The sequence below is a fragment of the Pantoea sp. B623 genome, assembly GCF_024814475.1.
GTDB lineage: Bacteria > Pseudomonadota > Gammaproteobacteria > Enterobacterales > Enterobacteriaceae > Pantoea > Pantoea ananatis.
This window is the reverse complement of record NZ_JANUXM010000004.1, coordinates 3503084-3521504: the sequence shown is the minus strand read 5'-3', so window position 1 is coordinate 3521504 and position 18421 is coordinate 3503084. Positions and strand designations below refer to the sequence as shown.

17 protein-coding genes are annotated in these 18421 nt (G+C 53.8%); 11 read left to right on the top strand and 6 right to left on the bottom strand.

Annotated features, from left to right (window positions below):
• Positions 1-63: 63 nt before the first annotated feature.
• Positions 64-351: a hypothetical protein gene (locus NXS97_RS18370; protein ID WP_041930876.1), complete on the bottom strand. Its 288-nt coding sequence runs from the start codon at positions 349-351 to the stop codon at positions 64-66.
• Between the two features lie 248 nt (positions 352-599).
• On the opposite strand from NXS97_RS18370, the gene NXS97_RS18365 reads away from it, so the two are divergent.
• From NXS97_RS18365 to NXS97_RS18355, 3 genes are all read left to right on the top strand, one after another.
• Positions 600-1139 (top strand): GNAT family N-acetyltransferase, encoded by a 540-nt coding sequence (locus NXS97_RS18365; protein ID WP_116219801.1) that lies wholly within the window; start codon positions 600-602, stop codon positions 1137-1139.
• A 200-nt stretch (positions 1140-1339) separates the two neighbouring features.
• Complete coding sequence (locus NXS97_RS18360; protein WP_014594389.1) at positions 1340-2038, top strand: response regulator; 699 nt, start codon at positions 1340-1342, stop codon at positions 2036-2038.
• Complete coding sequence (locus NXS97_RS18355; RefSeq protein WP_116219800.1) at positions 2035-3102, top strand: ATP-binding protein; 1068 nt, start codon at positions 2035-2037, stop codon at positions 3100-3102. Before NXS97_RS18360 ends, NXS97_RS18355 begins: the two co-directional genes overlap by 4 nt.
• On the opposite strand, the gene NXS97_RS18350 is transcribed toward NXS97_RS18355, so the two are convergent.
• On the bottom strand, positions 3099-4043 hold the full coding sequence (locus NXS97_RS18350; protein ID WP_029569076.1) for an ATP-grasp fold amidoligase family protein: 945 nt from the start codon (positions 4041-4043) through the stop codon (positions 3099-3101). The genes NXS97_RS18355 and NXS97_RS18350 overlap by 4 nt on opposite strands.
• A gap of 573 nt (positions 4044-4616) precedes the next feature.
• Between NXS97_RS18350 and NXS97_RS18345 the strand changes: the two genes are divergently transcribed.
• From NXS97_RS18345 to NXS97_RS18335, 3 genes are read left to right on the top strand one after another with little or no spacing between them, the layout of a single operon-like run.
• Positions 4617-5615 (top strand): ABC transporter substrate-binding protein, encoded by a 999-nt coding sequence (locus tag NXS97_RS18345; RefSeq protein WP_013026843.1) that lies wholly within the window; start codon positions 4617-4619, stop codon positions 5613-5615.
• Entirely contained in the window at positions 5615-6652 is a 1038-nt protein-coding gene (locus tag NXS97_RS18340) for an iron ABC transporter permease (protein ID WP_013026844.1), read from the top strand. Before NXS97_RS18345 ends, NXS97_RS18340 begins: the two co-directional genes overlap by 1 nt.
• Entirely contained in the window at positions 6652-7413 is a 762-nt protein-coding gene (locus tag NXS97_RS18335) for an ABC transporter ATP-binding protein (protein ID WP_014605212.1), read from the top strand. Before NXS97_RS18340 ends, NXS97_RS18335 begins: the two co-directional genes overlap by 1 nt.
• Positions 7414-7819: 406 nt before the next feature.
• Here the strand turns inward: NXS97_RS18335 and NXS97_RS18330 are convergent, their stop codons facing one another.
• The 4 genes from NXS97_RS18330 to mgtA all read right to left on the bottom strand — a co-directional run bounded on the left by NXS97_RS18330 (position 7820) and on the right by mgtA (position 12787).
• Positions 7820-8161, bottom strand: coding sequence for a FaeA/PapI family transcriptional regulator (locus NXS97_RS18330; RefSeq protein ID WP_258873275.1), 342 nt, complete (start codon positions 8159-8161; stop codon positions 7820-7822).
• Between the two features lie 205 nt (positions 8162-8366).
• Positions 8367-8840, bottom strand: a complete 474-nt coding sequence (locus NXS97_RS18325; protein ID WP_013026847.1) for a hypothetical protein — start codon at positions 8838-8840, stop codon at positions 8367-8369.
• Entirely contained in the window at positions 8827-9612 is a 786-nt protein-coding gene (locus NXS97_RS18320) for a winged helix-turn-helix domain-containing protein (RefSeq protein ID WP_072404144.1), read from the bottom strand. Before NXS97_RS18320 ends, NXS97_RS18325 begins: the two co-directional genes overlap by 14 nt.
• Positions 9613-10084: 472 nt before the next feature.
• Positions 10085-12787 (bottom strand): magnesium-translocating P-type ATPase, encoded by a 2703-nt coding sequence (gene mgtA / locus NXS97_RS18315; protein WP_259232632.1) that lies wholly within the window; start codon positions 12785-12787, stop codon positions 10085-10087.
• A 648-nt stretch (positions 12788-13435) separates the two neighbouring features.
• On the opposite strand from mgtA, the gene NXS97_RS18310 reads away from it, so the two are divergent.
• Genes NXS97_RS18310 through NXS97_RS18290 form a run of 5 tightly spaced genes read left to right on the top strand, consistent with a single transcriptional unit; the run spans position 13436 to position 18412 of the window.
• On the top strand, positions 13436-15010 hold the full coding sequence (locus NXS97_RS18310; RefSeq protein WP_019106312.1) for an ABC transporter substrate-binding protein: 1575 nt from the start codon (positions 13436-13438) through the stop codon (positions 15008-15010).
• On the top strand, positions 15010-16062 hold the full coding sequence (locus tag NXS97_RS18305) for an ABC transporter permease (RefSeq protein ID WP_013026851.1): 1053 nt from the start codon (positions 15010-15012) through the stop codon (positions 16060-16062). Before NXS97_RS18310 ends, NXS97_RS18305 begins: the two co-directional genes overlap by 1 nt.
• Positions 16059-16916, top strand: a complete 858-nt coding sequence (locus NXS97_RS18300; protein WP_116219796.1) for an ABC transporter permease — start codon at positions 16059-16061, stop codon at positions 16914-16916. The genes NXS97_RS18305 and NXS97_RS18300 overlap by 4 nt, the downstream gene beginning before the upstream one ends.
• A complete protein-coding gene (locus NXS97_RS18295; RefSeq protein ID WP_022623562.1) occupies positions 16906-17736 on the top strand; it encodes an ABC transporter ATP-binding protein in 831 nt (276 codons plus the stop codon). Before NXS97_RS18300 ends, NXS97_RS18295 begins: the two co-directional genes overlap by 11 nt.
• On the top strand, positions 17729-18412 hold the full coding sequence (locus NXS97_RS18290) for an ABC transporter ATP-binding protein (protein ID WP_015699659.1): 684 nt from the start codon (positions 17729-17731) through the stop codon (positions 18410-18412). Before NXS97_RS18295 ends, NXS97_RS18290 begins: the two co-directional genes overlap by 8 nt.
• Positions 18413-18421: the final 9 nt, after the last annotated feature.

Below are 18421 nucleotides of genomic sequence, written 5' to 3'. Positions count from 1 at the left end.
TTTAGAGTGAGACGCCAGTCTGTCAATTCATCGTGGTGGTAACTGGCTTGTTTGCTGTGTGCATTACGCCTCCTTTAGTCGGCGCAGCGCGGCCTTATACAGGAGCCGGGTCACGCGCCCGCCCCGGCAGGCCAGCGCATTGGTGGTGACCGCCTCCCAGAACGGCGTCTGGGCGTTTCGCTCATGGCGATTAATCTTTTTCACAGGCCGATACATCGTCGCGATCACGCTTCTCCCCTTAACGCTTAACGCTTGCTGTAGCGGTGTGACGCCGGAAGGATGCAAACCAGTGGTGAACAGCAGCAAAAATAAAAAGCAAAAACCGGACCTCACTAAATTACGCGGCGTCATCACGAATACTCTCCAATAATGCGCATTATTCCGGAGTGTACCCGCCTGACAATGACCTATTATGTAAAGTTTATGGAGAGAGTATGGATCGGTAAAAATAAAAAAACGTCGCACACCGCGCAATATATTCGATAGACAATTTAAAAGCGCAGGACATAATATATGCTGAACTTTGACAGGGACAGAGATTATCAGGGCACAAAATTACAAGGTATTCGCCTTTATTTTATCCCGGGAAAGGGTTTGAGATGAAAATAGCTGAAAGTGAACGCGTCTTCATCAGGCGTTTTTTGCAACAGGATGCTCAGGGCCTGTTAAATTATTTATCCGCGCCTTATCCGGCCTGCTTTTTCGATGAGAAACTGGCCGATCTTGAGGCCGCCGTCAAGGAGGCGCGGAAAAGGAGCATTGACGCCACGCAGTTTGCCCTGTGTCTGCAACAGACAGGCGAATTAATCGGTCATCTTTTTGCCTGCGATGACGAAGAACCGGATGCCCGTACCCGGAACGTGGGATGGTATCTGAATCCTGCCTATCAAGGCCATGGCTATGCTCAGGAAGCCGCAATCTGCCTGTTTAATTATTTATTTCGGATAAAAAATGTCAGGCGGATTTATGCCTATGTCGCCGATGACAACGCGGGTTCGCAGCGATTATGTCAGCGTTTGGGGATGCGGCTGGAAGGATGCTTTAAAGAGCATGTGTCATTCACGGATCACAATGGCATCGCGATTTATGAAAATACGCAGATTTACGCCATCCTGCAAAGAGAGTGGTGCATCAGCTAACAGGCGTTCCATGCTTTCTGTCGCCGCGTGACGTTGCTTTTCTTTTGGCTAAGGTCTGATTGTGGGTTTCATGCTGTGCGCAGTGCTTTTGCTGGTCTGCCTGTCATGACAGGCGTAATGTTCCTGATGAAAGTACGCGCTTCTCCTCCGGCTGTGCTGCCCCATCATCCGCAACAGGTGTTTTTAATTTTGAGGGCGTTATGAGCAACGACAATCTAATCCTTGTGGCTGAGGATGACTTTGAAATCTCTGATATATTAATGAGTTATATCAAACGCGCCGGAATGAAAGCGGTACATGCGGCAGAGGGGGAAAGCGCTCTGGCCTTAATTAAAACCTTACAGCCTGACCTGGTGCTGCTGGATATCCAGTTGCCGCTAATCGATGGCTGGAATGTGCTTTCAACGTTGCGTAAAGAAAGCAACACGCCGGTGATCATGGTGACCGCGCTGGATCAGGATATTGATAAGCTGATGGGGCTTCGCCTGGGTGCCGATGACTATATCGTTAAACCCTTTAATCCTTCGGAAGTGGTCGCCCGTATTGAGGCCGTGCTGCGCAGAGCAAAAAATCAGGCTGTCCCTCAATCCCTGATCAGAACCCGCTTTATGACCATCTACACCGATGAGTTCTGTGTGGAGATCCACAGCGGTGGACAGACGTTTACGCCGGTGCTGACCACCACAGAATTCAAGCTTCTGACGCACATGGCAAAATATCCCCGTAAGGTCTTCAGCCGTGAAGAGCTGCTCAATGCCTGCCTGCCCGAAAGCGACACGCTCGACAGAACCGTAGACAGCCACATGAGTAAGTTGCGTAAAAAATTTGAAGGCTGTGGCTTAAACGGCGTACCGGAAAGCATTCGTGGGATAGGCTATCGGCTGGGTGAACAGAAGTGAATAAAGATAAAGCGCTCAGTCGGCAAATTCTTCTGTTTATGCTGTCCCTGACGTTCACCATCATTATTGTGGCCGTGGTCGGTTCCTATCTGTTTTACAGCTTCATTATTGAAAACTTCCCCGGCGGTTTGTCCGCCAGCAACAGTGAAAGCATGACGGTTTTTGACTGGGTCTGGATCGCTATCAGCTCGATAATCAGCTTCCTGATTGCATTACTGTTTGCTTTCAAACTCTCCTCCAAGATACTGAATCCCCTGAGTTCCGTTGCCACCAGTTTGCGCCGGATTTCTCAGGGCGATTTGAGCGCCCGCGCCGCAAACAGTCAGAGCAGCCTAGGGGAGGTGAATACGTTAGTCAGGGACTTTAACGAAATGGCGGAAAAGCTGCAGACGCTGGACAACCAAAGAAAGTCCTGGAATGCGGCGATCGCCCATGAACTCAGAACGCCGGTCACGATTTTACGCGGCAGGCTGCAGGGGCTGGTTGAAGAGGTGTTTGAACCCGATCCGCCGCTGTTCAAAAGCCTGCTGCGGCAGACAGAAGGATTATCACGGCTTATCGACGATTTGCGCGTCGTGGGAGCGGCAGAAGGCGGATCCTTTACGCTGGATGTGAAAGCCGTGGCAATGAGCGATGTGCTGGAAAACGTTGGCGCATCGTTTGGTCACCCGTTTCAGGAGCAGGGATTTAACCTCATCATTGAGCAAAATAATGCCGTTACGCGGTGTGATCCGCTGCGCATTATCCAGTGCCTGACCATTTTATTTGATAACGCGCTTAATTACGCCACGCCGGGCATCGTCAGGGTCCGAAGCGGATATCGGGACAACCTGTTTTTTATTGAGGTGGAAGATACGGGGCCGGGCGTGCCCGACGATTTCCAGCGTCATATGTTTGAGCCGTTTCAACGCGGCGCCGCAGGTCGTGCGATAAACCCGGCGGGATGCGGGCTGGGTTTATCCGTTGCGAAGGCGATTATGCAGGCTCACGGGGGCGATATTCGTTACCGCACATCATCCCAGGGCGGCTCCCTTTTTTTACTGCGCTGGCCTGACGCTGACTAGCGCAAATCCACCTCTGGGCTTGAAGGCAGGCGGAAGGTTTTATGGTACGCCTGCTGTTGCCACATCGCGCCAAGTATCGCGTCCCATTCCTGGGGAATGATTTTGAGCTTACCGCGCTGTGGCGTAAGCGTGATCTCGCTGAAGTACAGGCTGTCGTCCTTCAGCATTAAATCGACCCGGCAATAGTCGATATCTTTTGCCAGCGCCTGCGCAGCAGAGAGGGCGCGATAAAACAGCGCCGGTTCCGGTATAAAAGCCGGATGATGGGGATAGGCTATCTGGAAGGGCTGCAGTTCCCATTTTCTGTTGTACACATTCACGTACTCCCTGCCCTGTTCATCAGTAAAGTCGGCTTCGATAATGCTCGCATTGCCGTCGAAGCAGTGAATACGCAACATCTCGGGCGTAGTGCTTCTGTCCCTTCCCTCAAACAGTTCAATATATTCTTCACACAGAATGGTGGGCGTAATGTCTTTGTATTGCCACTCTCGCGTGCAGTAATACATGTTCTTTTTCAGGGCTAAATCCAGCGTTAATAAAGCAGACTGACTATCGAACGCCGTTTTGTCTTTGCAGATTATCGTGCTGCCACTGTCGTGATTGCACTTTAAAACGAAGGTATCGGGCAACGCGGCAAAATCAATCTCTTTGGTGCTTTTATAGGTCTTAATTAAGGGCGCGACCGTGACTTCATCCGTGCGGCTGGCAACGTAGTGACGGACAGCGAGCTTATCTGCCAGCAGCGTATAAAGCGGCTTCCTGTCATAGAGCAGCCTGTAGCACATTTTTTCATTCAACGTGACAGGATGAATCAGATCCGGCTCTCTGTTTAACAACGGGCGCAGTCGTTGCGTATGGAAAAGTACGTCGCTAATTAAAAAACACCTGATGATTTTGAGGTTATATTCAACATATTTAGCGATATAGTTCAGCGTCTTCATCTTATCCTCCCCGAAAGTGGCAGGATGATAAGCAGAATAGATTGCTGGAGTTTGTGTGAATGATGGAGCAGAGATGGAGCCGCCAGCCCTAGCCGAAAACGTCGCTGGCGCTGCCGACGCGCCGCGCCGGGGCAACGCAGACGCCTTCCCGCGTAACGCGCCCGCAACCCAGTCAGTCAGTCAGTCAGTCAGTCAGTCAGTCAGTCAGTCAGTCAGTCAGTCAGTCAGTCAGTCAGTCAGTCAGTCAGTCAGTCAGTCAGTCAGGAACGCTAAACCGCGCATTGCCGTACTTCACCCTCTTCCTATGGTTAATATTATTTCATCTATCATTACATTAACTATTACGCCTCTAATTGTAATGAAGGGTTTACTCATCTGTTTTAGCTCAGTGTTATTTATTTTAATAATGACCAGGCTGGCACGTTGATTTCTTTCACTCAAGTAATTTTTATACATTTCAGCTAAAAGCCAACTCATATAATAATGATTTCTATTTACATTTTAGGTCTGATAAAATCCGCCGCGCCAGAATGTTAAAAGCACGCAGTCTCATTTATTAATGGACAGATACTAATGAAAAAAATGCTTAGCCTGTTAAGTTTTATTTTCCTGACAACGAGTTCCGCCTGGGCAACCACCTATCCTCTGACGATTGAAAACTGTGGTCAGAAAGAAACATTCACCAAGGCACCTGAACGCGTGGTGGCGCTTGGGCAGAATACCGCTGAAATTCTGCTGCTGCTGGGACTGCAGGACAAAATGGTGGCCAGCGCATTCTGGCCGACCAAAGTCTTACCGCAGTTAGCGGAACAAAATGCCAAAGTGCCGGTACTGACCGTCGAGATCCCAACGCTGGAATCCATTCTGGCGAAGAACCCCGATTTTGTTGCGGCACAGATCCAGCTGCTGATGGGGCCGAACAGCAAGGTCGCCAAACGTGAAGACTTTGAGTCAGTGGGCATCAACACCTATCTGTCTCCAGGCATGTGTGCCACAAAACAGAACACCGGCGATATCTACGGTAGCCGTGCCACGCTGTGGAATATGTCCTACGTTTATCAAGAGATCGCCGATTTTGCCAAAATCTTTAACGTAGAAGATCGCGGCCAGCAGGTGATCAACGACTTTAAAGCACGCGAAAGCGCCCTGAGAAAAGCCTTCCCGAAAGGTAAGAAAGATCTCTCCTTCCTGTTTTGGTTCTCCAGCTCCTCGCCCTCTGCCGACGCTTACGTCGGCGGTAAGAACGGCGCATCCGGTTTTATTGCCAATGTGTTAGGCGGCCATAATGCGATTACCACTGAAACTGAATGGCCCACCGTGAGCTGGGAAAGCATTATTGCCACCAATCCGGATGTGATCGTTGTGACCAGCCTTGACCGTAATCGCTGGAAACTGGATAACGCCGAAGAAAAGATTAAGTTCCTGAAAAGCGATCCGGCGGTCAGCCAGCTGGATGCGGTGAAGAAAGGCCATATCGTGGTGATGGACGGTCAGGCAATGAACCCGACGATTCGTACCCTTTACGGGGCAGAACAGGTTGGCGAACAGTTACGTAAGATGGGCCTGAATTAATGCGTGAAGGGGTTGTTCAGGCACGACGTGGCATGGGTTTTATTGCTGTCGCAATCATCGCCATCGTCGTGCTGTTTATGGTTATCGCGCTCGGCGTCAGCGTAGGCGAATTATCGATACCGTTGAAATCCGTGGTGTACACCGTGACCAATAAACTGGGTATGACGGATGTGCCCGTGAACCGTATTCACGAAAGCGTTATCTGGGACTTTCGTTTAAGCCGTGCGCTGGTTGCGGCGCTGAGCGGTGCCGGTCTGGCCATTTGCGGTGCTGTACTGCAAAGCCTGTTGAAAAATGCCCTTGCCGAACCTTACGTACTGGGCGTTTCTGCCGGCGCATCGACGGGTGCGGTATTGATCGTGGTCTCGGGCGTCGGGGCCGGTGCGATTTCCCTGTCGCTGGGCGCCTTTACCGGCGCCTTTGCCGCCTTTGCCTTTGTTGCACTGCTCACCAATGGCGCACGCGGTGGCACAGAGCGTACCATTCTGGCGGGCGTGGCAGCGTCGCAGCTTTTCAATGCGATTACCGCCTATACCATCAGTACCTCAGCCAATGCCCAACAGGCGCGTGACGTGATGTTCTGGTTGTTGGGTAGCTTTAGCGGCGTGCGCTGGCCTGAGTTTCAGCTGGTTTTGGTGATAGTGGTCATCGGTTTAGCGGTCTGCCTGTACTATTCCCGCGCGCTGGACGCATTTACCTTTGGTGACGACGCCGCCGCCTCGCTGGGGATTCCGGTCGGCGTGGTGCGTCTGGTGCTGTTCACGGCAACCGCCCTGATGACCGCCACGATTGTCAGTATGGCTGGCTCGATCGGGTTTGTCGGCCTGGTCGTTCCCCACGTGATGCGCTTCTTTTTCGGCCCGCTACACAGCCGCTTACTGATTGCCTGTGCCATCGCGGGCGCGATTCTGATGGTCCTGGCGGATATTGCTTCACGTATGTTGATTGCGCCGCAGAGCCTGCCGGTTGGCGTCGTGACCGCGCTGGTTGGCGTGCCTTTCTTTGCAATTATTATTTATCGCTCCAGGACGCAATAATGAGCATCAGCGCGGAAAATCTTACCTGGCGGGTAGGAAAAAAAGTCATCGTTAACGATGTATCCCTGGCGGTCTCGTCGGGCGAAACCGTGGGCTTACTGGGGCCCAACGGATCCGGTAAATCGTCGCTGCTGCGCCTGCTGGCCGGTCTGCGTAAGCAACACACGGGCAAGGTGATGCTGGATGGCAAGGATCTGTCCCTGATTGCCAGAAAGCAGCTTGCCCGCCGTGTGGCTTTTGTTGAGCAACATGCGTTAACCAGCGCCAATATGACCGTACGTGACGTCGTAAAGCTTGGGAGGATCCCGCATCACTCCCCTTTTTCCAGCTGGACACATCACGATGATGAGATAGTGGAAGCCGCGCTGACGCGGGTGGATATGTGCTCACGCTGCGATCAGGGCTGGCAGAGTCTGTCCGGCGGTGAACGCCAGCGCGTACACATCGCCAGAGCATTAGCCCAGGCGCCTAATGAAATTCTGCTTGATGAGCCCACTAACCACCTGGATATTCACCATCAGATCCAGCTGATGAAACTCATTAGCGAGCTTCCGGTCACCAGCATTGTCGCCATCCACGATCTGAATCATGCGGCGCTGTTTTGTGACCGGCTGATTGTGATGCTGGAGGGCGAACTGATTGCGCAGGGAACGCCTGATGAGATACTCACTGAGTCGCTTCTGTGGGACGTGTTCAAGGTCAGGACGAAAATCGAGACGTCGCCCGTCCATGGCAAGAAGCATATTCATTACTATGCCTGATTCAGTGCTGCGTTAAATGTTTAACGCGATGTCACCGTTTCCGCTGCGCCCGGCCAGCCGTTTGTGATCGCCTGTTCTGCCTGCCGGTTTGTGTTTACTCTCAGCTTTTATTCGGTCGTGCCCCTTCAGGCCTCTTTCTGTGCAAGGACGGGCTGCTTGTCGGGCTGCCAGACTGGTCGCGTGCTACGGCGCGCTTGAGACGAGGGCGTTTTTGCCGTGCTGGCCGAAATCTCATCATGGGCAGCCAGCTTGCTGCTGCGCTATTCCCCTTTCCCCAGGCCATACTAAGCTGGCGCTTTTTCCTTTCATGCACGCCGTTGCCATGCGGATAATGTGTTGTCCCTTAAAAAAAGCGTAGCGTTCAGGGCTGGGCCTGTTATCACGACAGAAATAAGATAATTAAAATTCAGAGGATGAACCACTTGCAGGATTTACCCCCGGGTTCTTTTTTTAATAAACCACTGTTTTCCAGTTTCAATAACCAGTTTCGCGCAGCATAAATAGACATATCGCATTCATCCGCGACATCACGAGTCATGATTCCTTCCGCCTGGCGCTTTATCAGGCACATCATCACATCTTTCATTTTTGGTTTTTTTTCCGTTTCCTGAAGCTGATTCCATTTCGCCTCACACTGAATTTTATAAGCTAAATTTTTCATCGCTGGCTCCCCGTAAGGTAAAAATCCGACTTCATTTTCGAAATCAAACGCTTGTATAAGCGCGTATCGGCGACGGCTCTCTGCCACAACCGACCGCAACCTTAACCGACGATGCAATTTAACAATTACCGCCCTCAGGCAACCACAAACACTTATCCACGCTTGTTTTTAGATTTAATATTCTGAATTTATAAATAAATACAAAATAATAAACCAGACAAAGGCAGCGGTGAGGCAAGAAGAATGAGGACAGGCGAGCGGCAGGCAAGCTCGTGCCCGCCCGGTCAATCCGTTAGCGGGTATGACAGACAATCAGTGGCAATACACGGCTACCGATAAGTACGGCATCGTTCATACCGGTTATTTTGCTGATATAAAGATAGGAGAAGTTGGTATTCAATACGCTGTCAGGAACATTATCCCGCAGACCCGGATGAAGGGTGAAATGATTGAGTTTATACAGAGACTGAATATAAGGTGAATAGTGGAATTCGGCATTACGCCTTAATACGTAATCCTTGCCATTTTTATGTACGATGCCATCAACGGAGACCATTGCGTCGCCAGAATAACGCAGCGTCAGCACAAAACTGGCGTCCAGATGAAAGTCAGTGGCGGCATCGCGCTGCTGTAAATTAGCCGCGCAGGTAAATTCAAACATGTCACTGTGCGATCGCACGTAATAATAGCTGGCATAAATGACCACGCCCGCCAGGGCAATGATGAGGCACAGCAATAAGGCGAGGCGTCGTTTAGGGTTTATCATTATCTGGCCTCCATCCCAGCTCGGTATAATTTGAGCACGCTATTTTTTCGTCTTTCGTTCTCACGCAGTAGGAGACATAGACGTTGCCGCTGTGGCCTGCCGTGACATTTCTGTCCACATAAAACATATACCGACCGCCCTTCTGACACGCCATTCCGCTGTCTGCAATCAGCTTGTGCCACACACGTTCAGCAGGAAAGGTCGATTCACCGGGGTGAACGGGAAGATAAAAGACGTCACAGCCGTCCAGCCGGGCGACGCTGACGGGCGTGATGCTTTTCTCTTTCAGAAGCAGCGGAAGAAGAAGCACGCCGAGTAACAGCAAGATAAAACCGCCAGACAGCCAGTAGGCGCGCGGGCTGCGTCGCGTAACGGATGTGGAAGTGGAAGTGGACGCCGGTTCGCCCGCGGGATTTGGGGGCTGGAGGGCCGATTTTTGGATGCGAATGGCGGGATTGAAAACGAAGCCCACCTTGTACACCGTGGTAATCGCCTCCTGCTCTATGCCCAGTGAAGACAGCCCGCGTCGAATGGCGGAAACGTAGGCATTGAGGCTGTTGGAAGAAGGCGTTGCGCCCGTCTCTTGCCAGAAGTTATCCAGGATCTGCTCGCGGGCCAGCACGACGCCGGCGCTTTTCAGGAACATTTCCAGTAAATGGTTGCAGGCAGGCGATAGCGGCACGCTGGTCTCGCTGGAATCCACCAGGCATAGCAGGCCCTGAGCCGGTATAAACCGCACCAAATCGTCAATCACATACTCCGTTTGTTGCATCCTGTTCTCCGGCAACAAACTGCGTGTTTAATCAATAAGCAACACATGCGTGGCAACAAACCCTTATCGGCATGGGACAAAAGCGCAATGGCTCGCGAAGGCACACAAACGGTGAATGCGGAATCCGCTACGACAGGACCCGGCCCTCGTCGTGGTGATCGCAGGTTCAGGTGGTTAACAACCTGCACCCGCGGCAGTGAACGCGGCCTGCCCCATACCGGCTCACCTCAAGATCCCCCGACGCTGGCGCGGTGAATAATGTGCAAATTGTATCAGAGAAATCTGGCGGGAGAGAGGGAATGACCAGTAGCTTGCTTACATTTATGGCATCACTTTCGACGGATTGATCCAAAACAAAGTGTGCGATCGGCAGCAATGCGGGGAGAGTACGGCGGGCGGTGGATGCCTTGCCAACGCGGTTTCGGCATCCACCTGTCGTTTATGACGTTATCGGTTTATTCCTGCAGCCGGATTAATACCAGCGGCCGAAACGTTTGATATAAAACATTTTCATTCCCTGCGCGACCAGGCAGTAGCTGAATAGCGTCAGCACCAGCCAGGGGAAATAGTGCCATGGCAGGGGCACTAACCCGACCATTGCGCCAAGCGACGAGAACGGCAGCAGAATACCGGCGGCGGAAATACTCAGCGTGGTCAGCAGCACTGGTAACCGGGCACAGCTCTGAACAAAGGGGATTTTCTGCGTCCGTAACATGTGCACCACCAGCGTCTGGGACAGTAAACCTTCAACAAACCAGCCGGACTGGAACAGCGACTGCGCACCGGCGTGGTTGGCGCCAAACACATACCACATCAGCGCAAAGGTTGTGACATCGAAAATGGAAGAGGTTGGCCCCATCCACAGCATAAAACGTTTGATGTTACCCGCATCCCATTTACGCGGTTTGCGCAGAAACTCGCGATCCATTTTATCCCAGGGCAACGCCAACTGAGAGACGTCATACATCAGGTTCTGAATCAGTAGCTGTACAGAGAGCATGGGCAGAAAAGGAATAAACGCACTCGCTATCAGCACGGAAAACACGTTGCCGAAATTCGAACTGGCCGTCATGTTCAGGTACTTGATGATATTGCCAAAGGTCTCACGCCCTTTTAGTACGCCTTCGCCCAGCACCGCTAAGTCTTTTTCCAGCAAAATAATGTCGGACGACTCTTTGGCAATATCCGTCGCGCTGTCGACCGAAATGCCGACATCCGCCTCGCGCAGCGCAGGCGCATCATTAATGCCATCGCCAAGAAAGCCAACGGTATGTCCATTCTGTTGCAGCAGTTTAAGCACGCGTGACTTCTGCTGAGGCGTAAGTTTGGTGAAGATCATGCAGCGCTCGACGTCCCGGCGCAGATCGTCGTCACTCATGGCCTCGATTTCATTACCGGTCAGCATGGCTTCTGAAGCCAGCCCGATTTCCTGACAGACGCGCATCGTCACAAGGGGATTATCGCCGGTCAGCACTTTAACGCGAATTCCGCTGTCTTTCAGTGCCTGTATCGCCTTGCCCGCGCTCTCTTTAGGCGGATCAAGGAATGTCAGCAGGCCTTCAATCGTTAATTCGCACTCATCTTCACGGCTGAGCGGCACCGATATCCCGTGCTCACGCGTGGCCACCAGCAACACACGAAAACCCTGCTGGTTATAATGCCGTGTCAGCGCGAGCAGCTCTGCGCGCTTTTGCTCGCACAGTGGAAGAGTGGTATCGCCCTGACGTAGCGTGGTCGCCGCCGCCAGCATTTCTTCTACAGCGCCTTTGCAGATCAGCAACGGGCGGTGGCTTTGCAAATCCTCCACGATGACCGAGACACGACGACGAACGAAGTCGAAAGGAAGCTCATCCACTTTCTGAAACTGGCTGCACTGCGCTTTAGACAGCGTTTGCTCACCAAACTTCAGCACGGCGCGATCCATTAAATTTTTCGCACCGCTCTGGCTGCTGCTGTTAAGCCATGCCAGAAGCAGGACGCGGGCATCCTCTTCATCGTTAGCGTTGAGATGCGCCGACAGCAAAATATTGTCCTGTGTCAGCGTGCCGGTTTTATCAGTACAGAGCACATCCATTGCTCCCAGGTTCTGAATGGCGTTCAGGCGTTTAACAATCACTTTGCGGCGCGACATCGCAATGGCGCCTTTTGCCAGATTGGCGCTGACAATCATGGGCAGCATTTCCGGTGTCAGGCCCACCGCAACGGCCAGCGCGAACAGCATGGCATCCATCCAGTCGCCCTTGGTAAAGCCATTTAGCAGTAAGACAATCGGCACCATCACCAACATAAAACGGATGAGGAGTCTGGAAACGCTGTTCACGCCGCGGTCAAACGATGTCTGTGGACGGCGGCCGGACAGAGAGGCCGCTAGCGAACCAAACCAGGTCTCGCTGCCGGTGGCGACCACTAACGCTCTGGCCGTGCCGCTGGCAACATTGGTCCCCATCAGGCAGCTGTTTTTCAGCTCCAGCACGCTGCGACCGGGTTGCTCTTCAATCTCCACGCCTGCGCTGAGATCGTTTTTTTCTACCGGCAGGGATTCCCCGGTCAGGATCGCCTGACTGATGAACAGATCGCGTGAGGTCAGCAGGCGCACATCGGCAGGCACCAGATCGCCCGCGCTCAGTAAAATGACATCCCCCGGCACCAGTTCGCGCATATCGATATCATAGCGCCGGGAGATCGCACAGCCCTCTTCACGACGCAGCACGGTCACCTGAGTGCGCACCAGAGATTTCAGCGCCTGAGCGGCACGATTGGTGCGAAACTCCTGCCAGAAACGCAGCAGCCCGCTCAGCGTTACCATGGTAAGAATAATCGTCACGCCCGAGAGATCGGTGTCCTGACCAGCCCGCAACGGCAGCCAGTAATCCGTTATAAAGCTCACCAGTGCCAGAACCATCAGCACATAAATAAACGGATTATTGAATGCCGTAATCAGCTGGATAAACGCAGAGGGCGCCTTCTCATGCATGACTTCATTACGACCATAGTCATTGAGCCGTGCGCTGGCTTCCGCATGGGTCAGCCCCTCAAAGCTGCTGTGCAGATTCGTCAGCGTCACATCGGTGCGATAACGTGCTTCACGTTCAATGGCATAAGGGGTGTTTGATTTTTTTGCTGCACGATGCGCATGGTAAGCCATCGCGGCTTGTTCGAGTTTCATGTCGCTCATGTCGACATCTCCCTGATTTAAAGCAACAGATATCCTGCATGCCAAATAATGCATGCCTGGTTTTCCGGTGATTACCGGTTTATTGAATCAGCCCGTCTCATAGAAAAAGTTATTTTCCCCACCCTGCGGCCGTAATATCAGGCCGACAGATGTCGGGCCTTGCGAAATAAACGCAAAGCAAAAGAAAGCTGAAAGTGAAAGGGTGCGCAGCCCGCAGCTACGCCTGTCGAGGCGGAGGAAAAAGTGCCAGAATATACATCAACATAGCGTGCTCTCGCGGTGACTACAGCGTTAATTTCAAGGAGAGCAATCGTGATCTAAAGAAGGGATTGCTGCCCGCCGTGTGGCAAGCAGCGAAATGCAGTTAGCTTGCCGGAGTTAAATCGCGTTTAGGGTGACTGTCCAATGTATGACTCCTGCAAATATTTTCACGTAGTATAAACGCCGGGCCCTTCGGGTAAAGGAAAATAACCGTTCAATCGCCATCTCGTTTATTAACCGTTTCTGTTTCGCACAGCCATTTTGTTTGCGTCTTATAACCGGGCTGCATTTGTTATAACTTTTTTGCATATCATTAGCCGATAATGGACTATTCTTTGCATGAGCCCTTTCGTACACTCGCGTTACTTTCTCAGGCAAGGATTTTCCATGAAAAAAATAATTCCATCACTACTGGCCTTGTCACTGGCCACCGCCTTTAGCGTCAATGCTGCCACACCAAAAGATACGTTAGTCGTGGTGCAGTCGACCGATGATGCCGACAGCTTCGATCCGGCGAAGGGATTTGAACTCACCAGCGTACAGGCGTTCACCAATATTTATCAGCGGCTGGTCCAGTCCGACCCGCAGAACCCAATTGATTTAAAACCCACGCTGGCAACGTCCTGGCAGCCAGGCAGTGACAATCGCAGCCTGACATTTGCGTTGCGTAAAGACGCTAAATTCTCCAGCGGCAATCCACTGCGTCCGGAAGATGTGATCTTCTCGCTGGGTCGCGTCGTGAAACTGAATCTGGATCCCTCCTTTATTCTTACCCAGCTCGGCTGGAATAAAGATAATGTGGATAGCTTCCTGAAAAAGGTCGATGACGACCATGTGCAAATCAGCTGGACGGCCGACGTCAGCCCGGCCTATGTGCTGAGCCTGCTGTCAGCACCGGTGTCCTCCATCGTCGATGAAAAAACCGTTAGCGCGCACGCCGAAAAAGGCGATTTGGGGAACGGCTGGCTGGCCACGCACTCCGCCGGTAGCGGCCCGTATCAGATTCGCAAGGTCGTGATGCACCAGGCCGTGATCCTGACCGCCAATCCGACCTCTCCAGCCGGGGCGCCAAAGATCAAAAATATTCTGATCAAGAACGTGCCGGAACCCGCGGCCCGCCGTCTGCTGCTTGAGCAAGGTGATGCAGACATCGCCCGTAACCTGGGGGCCGATCAGATCGCCTCGCTGCAGGGCAAAAGCGGTGTGAAAACCGAAGCCATTCCGATGGCCTCGCTGTATTACATTCAGTTCAACATCGGCAACAAAAACAACGCCGCCTTAAAAAATCCGGCCTTCTGGGAAGCCGCGCGCTACCTGTTTGACTACAAGGGCATTGCCGGACAGCTGCTGAAAGGCCAGTTCGATGTGCACCAGACGTTTCTGCCGAAAGGTTTTCTGGGTGCATTAAACGACAACCCCTACAGTTACGATCCTGAAAAAGCCAAAACGATTCTGAAAAAGGCCGGCCTGACTAACGTCAGCTTCACCCTGTCTACCAGCAATCAGCCTCCCTACCTGGATATCGCTCAGGCCCTGCAGGGCAGCTTTGCCAAGGGCGGCGTGAAAGTGGAAGTGTTACCGGGACTGAGCTCTGAAGTCTCGACCCGCGTCAAAGCGCATAATTACGAAGGTACGATCAACGCCTGGGGCGCAGACTACTTTGATCCGAACACCAACGCCGCGTCATTTGCCTATAACCCGGAAGATGGCAGCAAGACGATTGCTTACCGTTCCGACTGGCACATTCCGGAGCTGAACAAACAGGTGCTGGCGGCAACGGCTGAAAGCGATCCGAAAAAACGCGTTGAGCTGTATCAGGCCATGCAGCGTGAAGTGCTGAAAAGCTCGCCTTATGTGATTGGCCTGCAGGCGAAAAACCTCATCGCCCTGCGCGATAACCTCAAGGGCTATGTTCAGGGCATCAACCCGGACATGGTTTACTACTCGCAGGTAACGAAGTAATGGCACAGTCTGCCTCTTCTGCCGGGCCCGCCCGGCATGTCTGGCGGCGCGTTGGCCGCCTTTCATCAGGCTTGCTGTCGCTGGCGATCACCCTGCTGGGTTTGCTGGCGTTCACTTTTATGCTGTCGCATCTGTCCCCTATCGATCCGGTACAGCAAATCGCTGGCGATCATGCCAGCGAAGCGACCTATGCGCAGGTGCGTCACGATCTGGGATTAGATCAGCCGGTACTGATGCAGTTCTGGCACTACATTGAACACCTGCTGCGCGGCGATCTCGGCGTATCCCGCCTGACCAACCAGCCGGTGAGCAGCGACCTGCTTCAGACGTTTCCGGCCACCATTGAGCTGGCGACCTGCGCGATGATTTTTGCCGTCATCTTTGGCGTTTCACTGGCACTGATTGCCGCGTGGAAACCCGGCAGCTGGATTGATAACGTCGCCCGCTTTATCTCCCTGCTGGGCTACTCTGTGCCGGTTTTCTGGCTGGGCCTGCTGGGCCTGTTGCTGTTTTATGCGGTTCTGCACTGGTCTGCCGGACCGGGGCGGCTGGATGATATCTGGGCCTATACGCTGGAGCCGAAAACCGGCTTCGTGCTGATTGACAGCTGGCTGTCGGGTGACCGGGAAATATTCTGGAATGCGGTGGCGCACTTATGGTTACCGGTGGTGATCCTGGGCCTGCTGGCGATGGCAGGCATTACCCGCCTGCTGCGTGCGGCGCTGCTGGAAGAGAGCAGCAAAGAGTATGTGGTGCTGGCACGAGCCAAAGGCGCGGGACGGGGGCGCATTCTGTTGCGCCATATTTTCCCCAACGTGCTCGGCACCCTGATTACCGTGATTGCGCTCTCTTACGCGACCTTGCTGGAAGGCTCGGTCCTGACGGAAACCGTATTTGCCTGGCCCGGCGTGGGGCGCTACATGACCAATGCGCTTTTCTCTGGCGATGTGCCGGCGATTTTAGGCGCCACCTTACTGATCGGCGGCTGCTTTATCCTGATTAACGCGCTGGCGGATGCCCTCACCTGGTTAACCGACCCGAGAACACGATGACGCAACAACTCACTGAACTTGAAACGGTGCGACCCCGTCGCCGCCGTCGCCGCATAACCTCGTTAACCATTGGATTGACGCTGGTGACGATTTTGATTCTGATGGCAGTTCTGGCCCCGCTTATTGCCCCCTACGATCCGAATCTGCAAACCATCGCCAGCCGGTTGCTGCCCCCTTCGGCTGCACACTGGTTCGGCACCGATGGATTTGGTCGCGATTTACTCTCCCGAGTGATTTATGGCGCGCGCCCTACGCTGCTGCTGGTTTCGCTGATCCTGGTTCTGACCATTCCGGTTGGCCTGTTGGTGGGGATCACCGCGGGTTACGCGGGCGGCTGGACCGAGCGCGTATTAATGCGCATTACGGATATTTTTCTGTCGCTGCCTAACCTGGTGATTGCGCTGGCGCTGGTCGCAATGATGGGACCGGGACTGATGAACGGCGCGCTGGCTCTGGCGCTGACCAGTTGGCCTCCGTTTGCCCGCCAGGCACGAGCCGAAACCCTGGCGCTGCGCCGCAGCGACTATCTGGCGGCGGCCCGAATGCAGGGGATTACCGGTTTTCGCCTGATGTTCGGCCATATTCTGCCGCTGTGCCTGCCCACCGCGGTGGTGCGCGCCGCTCTCAGCCTGGGTGGGATTATTCTGGCGGCCGCCGGACTGGGCTTCCTTGGCATGGGCGTGCAACCGCCGACCGCCGAGTGGGGTTCAATGGTGGCAGAAGGCAGTAAGGTCATATTTGACCAGTGGTGGGTCGCTGCTGCACCCGGCGCGGCCATTCTGTTTGCCAGCCTGGCCTTTAACCTGACAGGCGATGGCCTGCGTGACCGACTGGATACCCGACATGCAAAATAACATTCTGGTAGAGTCGCTCAGCATCCGCAGCGACGACGCGACGCTGGTCGATAACATTAGCTTTTCTATCGGGCGTGAGCGCGTGGCGCTGGTCGGCGAATCCGGCTCTGGCAAATCCCTTACTGCACGAACCCTGATGGGACTGCTGTCTCCGTCACTGCATCTGCAGGCTACCCAGCTCCAGGTCGCCGGTGAAAATGCCCTGACCCTGAACGAACGCAGCTGGAGTAAGCTTCGTGGCGATCGCGTGGCCATGGTGATGCAGGATCCCAAGTATGCGCTGAACCCGGCGCGGACGATCGGCTGGCAGGTTGAAGAACCGCTGATTCTGCATCGCCGCCTGAGTCGGGCGGAACGAAAAGAAAAAGTCTGCGATATGCTGGACGCGGTGGGCCTGCCCGATCCGCGAGCCCTGATGCAGTTCTATCCGCATCAGCTTTCGGGCGGTATGGGCCAGCGCGTGATGCTGGCGATCGCCCTGATTACCGATCCGGCTTTTTTGATTGCGGATGAGCCGACCTCCGCGCTGGATCACGCCATGCGCGATCAGGTGCTGTCGCTGATCCGCCAACTGGTTGAGTCACGCAACATGGGCCTGCTGCTGATTAGCCACGACCTGCAACAGGTCTCGGAACACTGCGAGCGGGTTATGGTGATGTACAAAGGCCGGGTGCTGGATACGCTGCCGGCCGCCGATCTGCCTCAGGCCACGCATCCCTACACCCGCACGCTGTGGTCATGCCGTCCCAGTAAAGCAACACATGGACAACCGCTGCCGGTTCTGGACCGCGCGGCGCTGGAGGCCAACCACAATGATTAATTTGCATAACCTCAGTGTGTCACACAAGCAGGGTTACGATCTCCGCACGGTGGTGCACGACGTGAATCTTCAGGTGAACGCCAGTGAGTGCTTTGGCCTGGTCGGCCCGTCCGGCTGTGGTAAATCGTCGCTGCTGTGGGTTATGGCTGGACTGAATCCCCACTGGCAGGGCGAGATGCAGCTGGCCGGGCATCCGGTGCAGCCAGGCAAAACCTTTACCGGTGCGCTGCGCCAGGACGTGCAAATGGTGTTTCAAGACCCTTATGCTTCCCTGCATCCGCGCCACCGTTTGCGCCGCACGCTGGCTGAGCCGCTCAGGCTGCTTAAGCAGGATAACATTGACGATCGTATTGATGACAGATTTCGCCATGTCGGGCTGGACCCGTCGTTAGCCGATCGTTATCCTCATCAGCTGTCCGGCGGCCAGCGTCAGCGCGTGGCGATTGTTCGCGCTCTGTTGCTGCAGCCCAAAATACTGCTGCTGGATGAGCCGACATCAGCACTGGATATGTCAATACAGGCTGAAATCCTCAATCTGCTTAACGATCTCAAGCGTCAGGATGGCCTGACCATGGTTCTGGTGAGTCATGATCCTGACGTGATTGACCATATGTGTGACCGTGCCGTACGCATGGCGCAGGGGCGGATCGTTGAGCACATTGCCGCTCCAGCCTAAGTAAGGAAA

Excerpts from the sequence above, each read along its gene's own strand:
- NXS97_RS18365 (WP_116219801.1), top strand. The coding sequence starts at position 600 with ATGAAAATAGCTGAAAGTGAACGCGTCTTCATCAGGCGTTTTTTGCAA.
- NXS97_RS18310 (WP_019106312.1), top strand. The coding sequence starts at position 13,436 with ATGAAAAAAATAATTCCATCACTACTGGCCTTGTCACTGGCCACCGCC.
- NXS97_RS18290 (WP_015699659.1), top strand. The coding sequence starts at position 17,729 with ATGATTAATTTGCATAACCTCAGTGTGTCACACAAGCAGGGTTACGAT.
- NXS97_RS18305 (WP_013026851.1), top strand. The coding sequence starts at position 15,010 with ATGGCACAGTCTGCCTCTTCTGCCGGGCCCGCCCGGCATGTCTGGCGG.
- NXS97_RS18360 (WP_014594389.1), top strand. The coding sequence starts at position 1,340 with ATGAGCAACGACAATCTAATCCTTGTGGCTGAGGATGACTTTGAAATC.
- NXS97_RS18350 (WP_029569076.1), bottom strand. The coding sequence starts at position 4,043 with ATGAAGACGCTGAACTATATCGCTAAATATGTTGAATATAACCTCAAA.
- NXS97_RS18295 (WP_022623562.1), top strand. The coding sequence starts at position 16,906 with ATGCAAAATAACATTCTGGTAGAGTCGCTCAGCATCCGCAGCGACGAC.
- mgtA (WP_259232632.1), bottom strand. The coding sequence starts at position 12,787 with ATGAGCGACATGAAACTCGAACAAGCCGCGATGGCTTACCATGCGCAT.
- NXS97_RS18335 (WP_014605212.1), top strand. The coding sequence starts at position 6,652 with ATGAGCATCAGCGCGGAAAATCTTACCTGGCGGGTAGGAAAAAAAGTC.
- NXS97_RS18345 (WP_013026843.1), top strand. The coding sequence starts at position 4,617 with ATGAAAAAAATGCTTAGCCTGTTAAGTTTTATTTTCCTGACAACGAGT.
- NXS97_RS18300 (WP_116219796.1), top strand. The coding sequence starts at position 16,059 with ATGACGCAACAACTCACTGAACTTGAAACGGTGCGACCCCGTCGCCGC.
- NXS97_RS18320 (WP_072404144.1), bottom strand. The coding sequence starts at position 9,612 with ATGCAACAAACGGAGTATGTGATTGACGATTTGGTGCGGTTTATACCG.
- NXS97_RS18325 (WP_013026847.1), bottom strand. The coding sequence starts at position 8,840 with ATGATAAACCCTAAACGACGCCTCGCCTTATTGCTGTGCCTCATCATT.
- NXS97_RS18340 (WP_013026844.1), top strand. The coding sequence starts at position 5,615 with ATGCGTGAAGGGGTTGTTCAGGCACGACGTGGCATGGGTTTTATTGCT.
- NXS97_RS18370 (WP_041930876.1), bottom strand. The coding sequence starts at position 351 with ATGACGCCGCGTAATTTAGTGAGGTCCGGTTTTTGCTTTTTATTTTTG.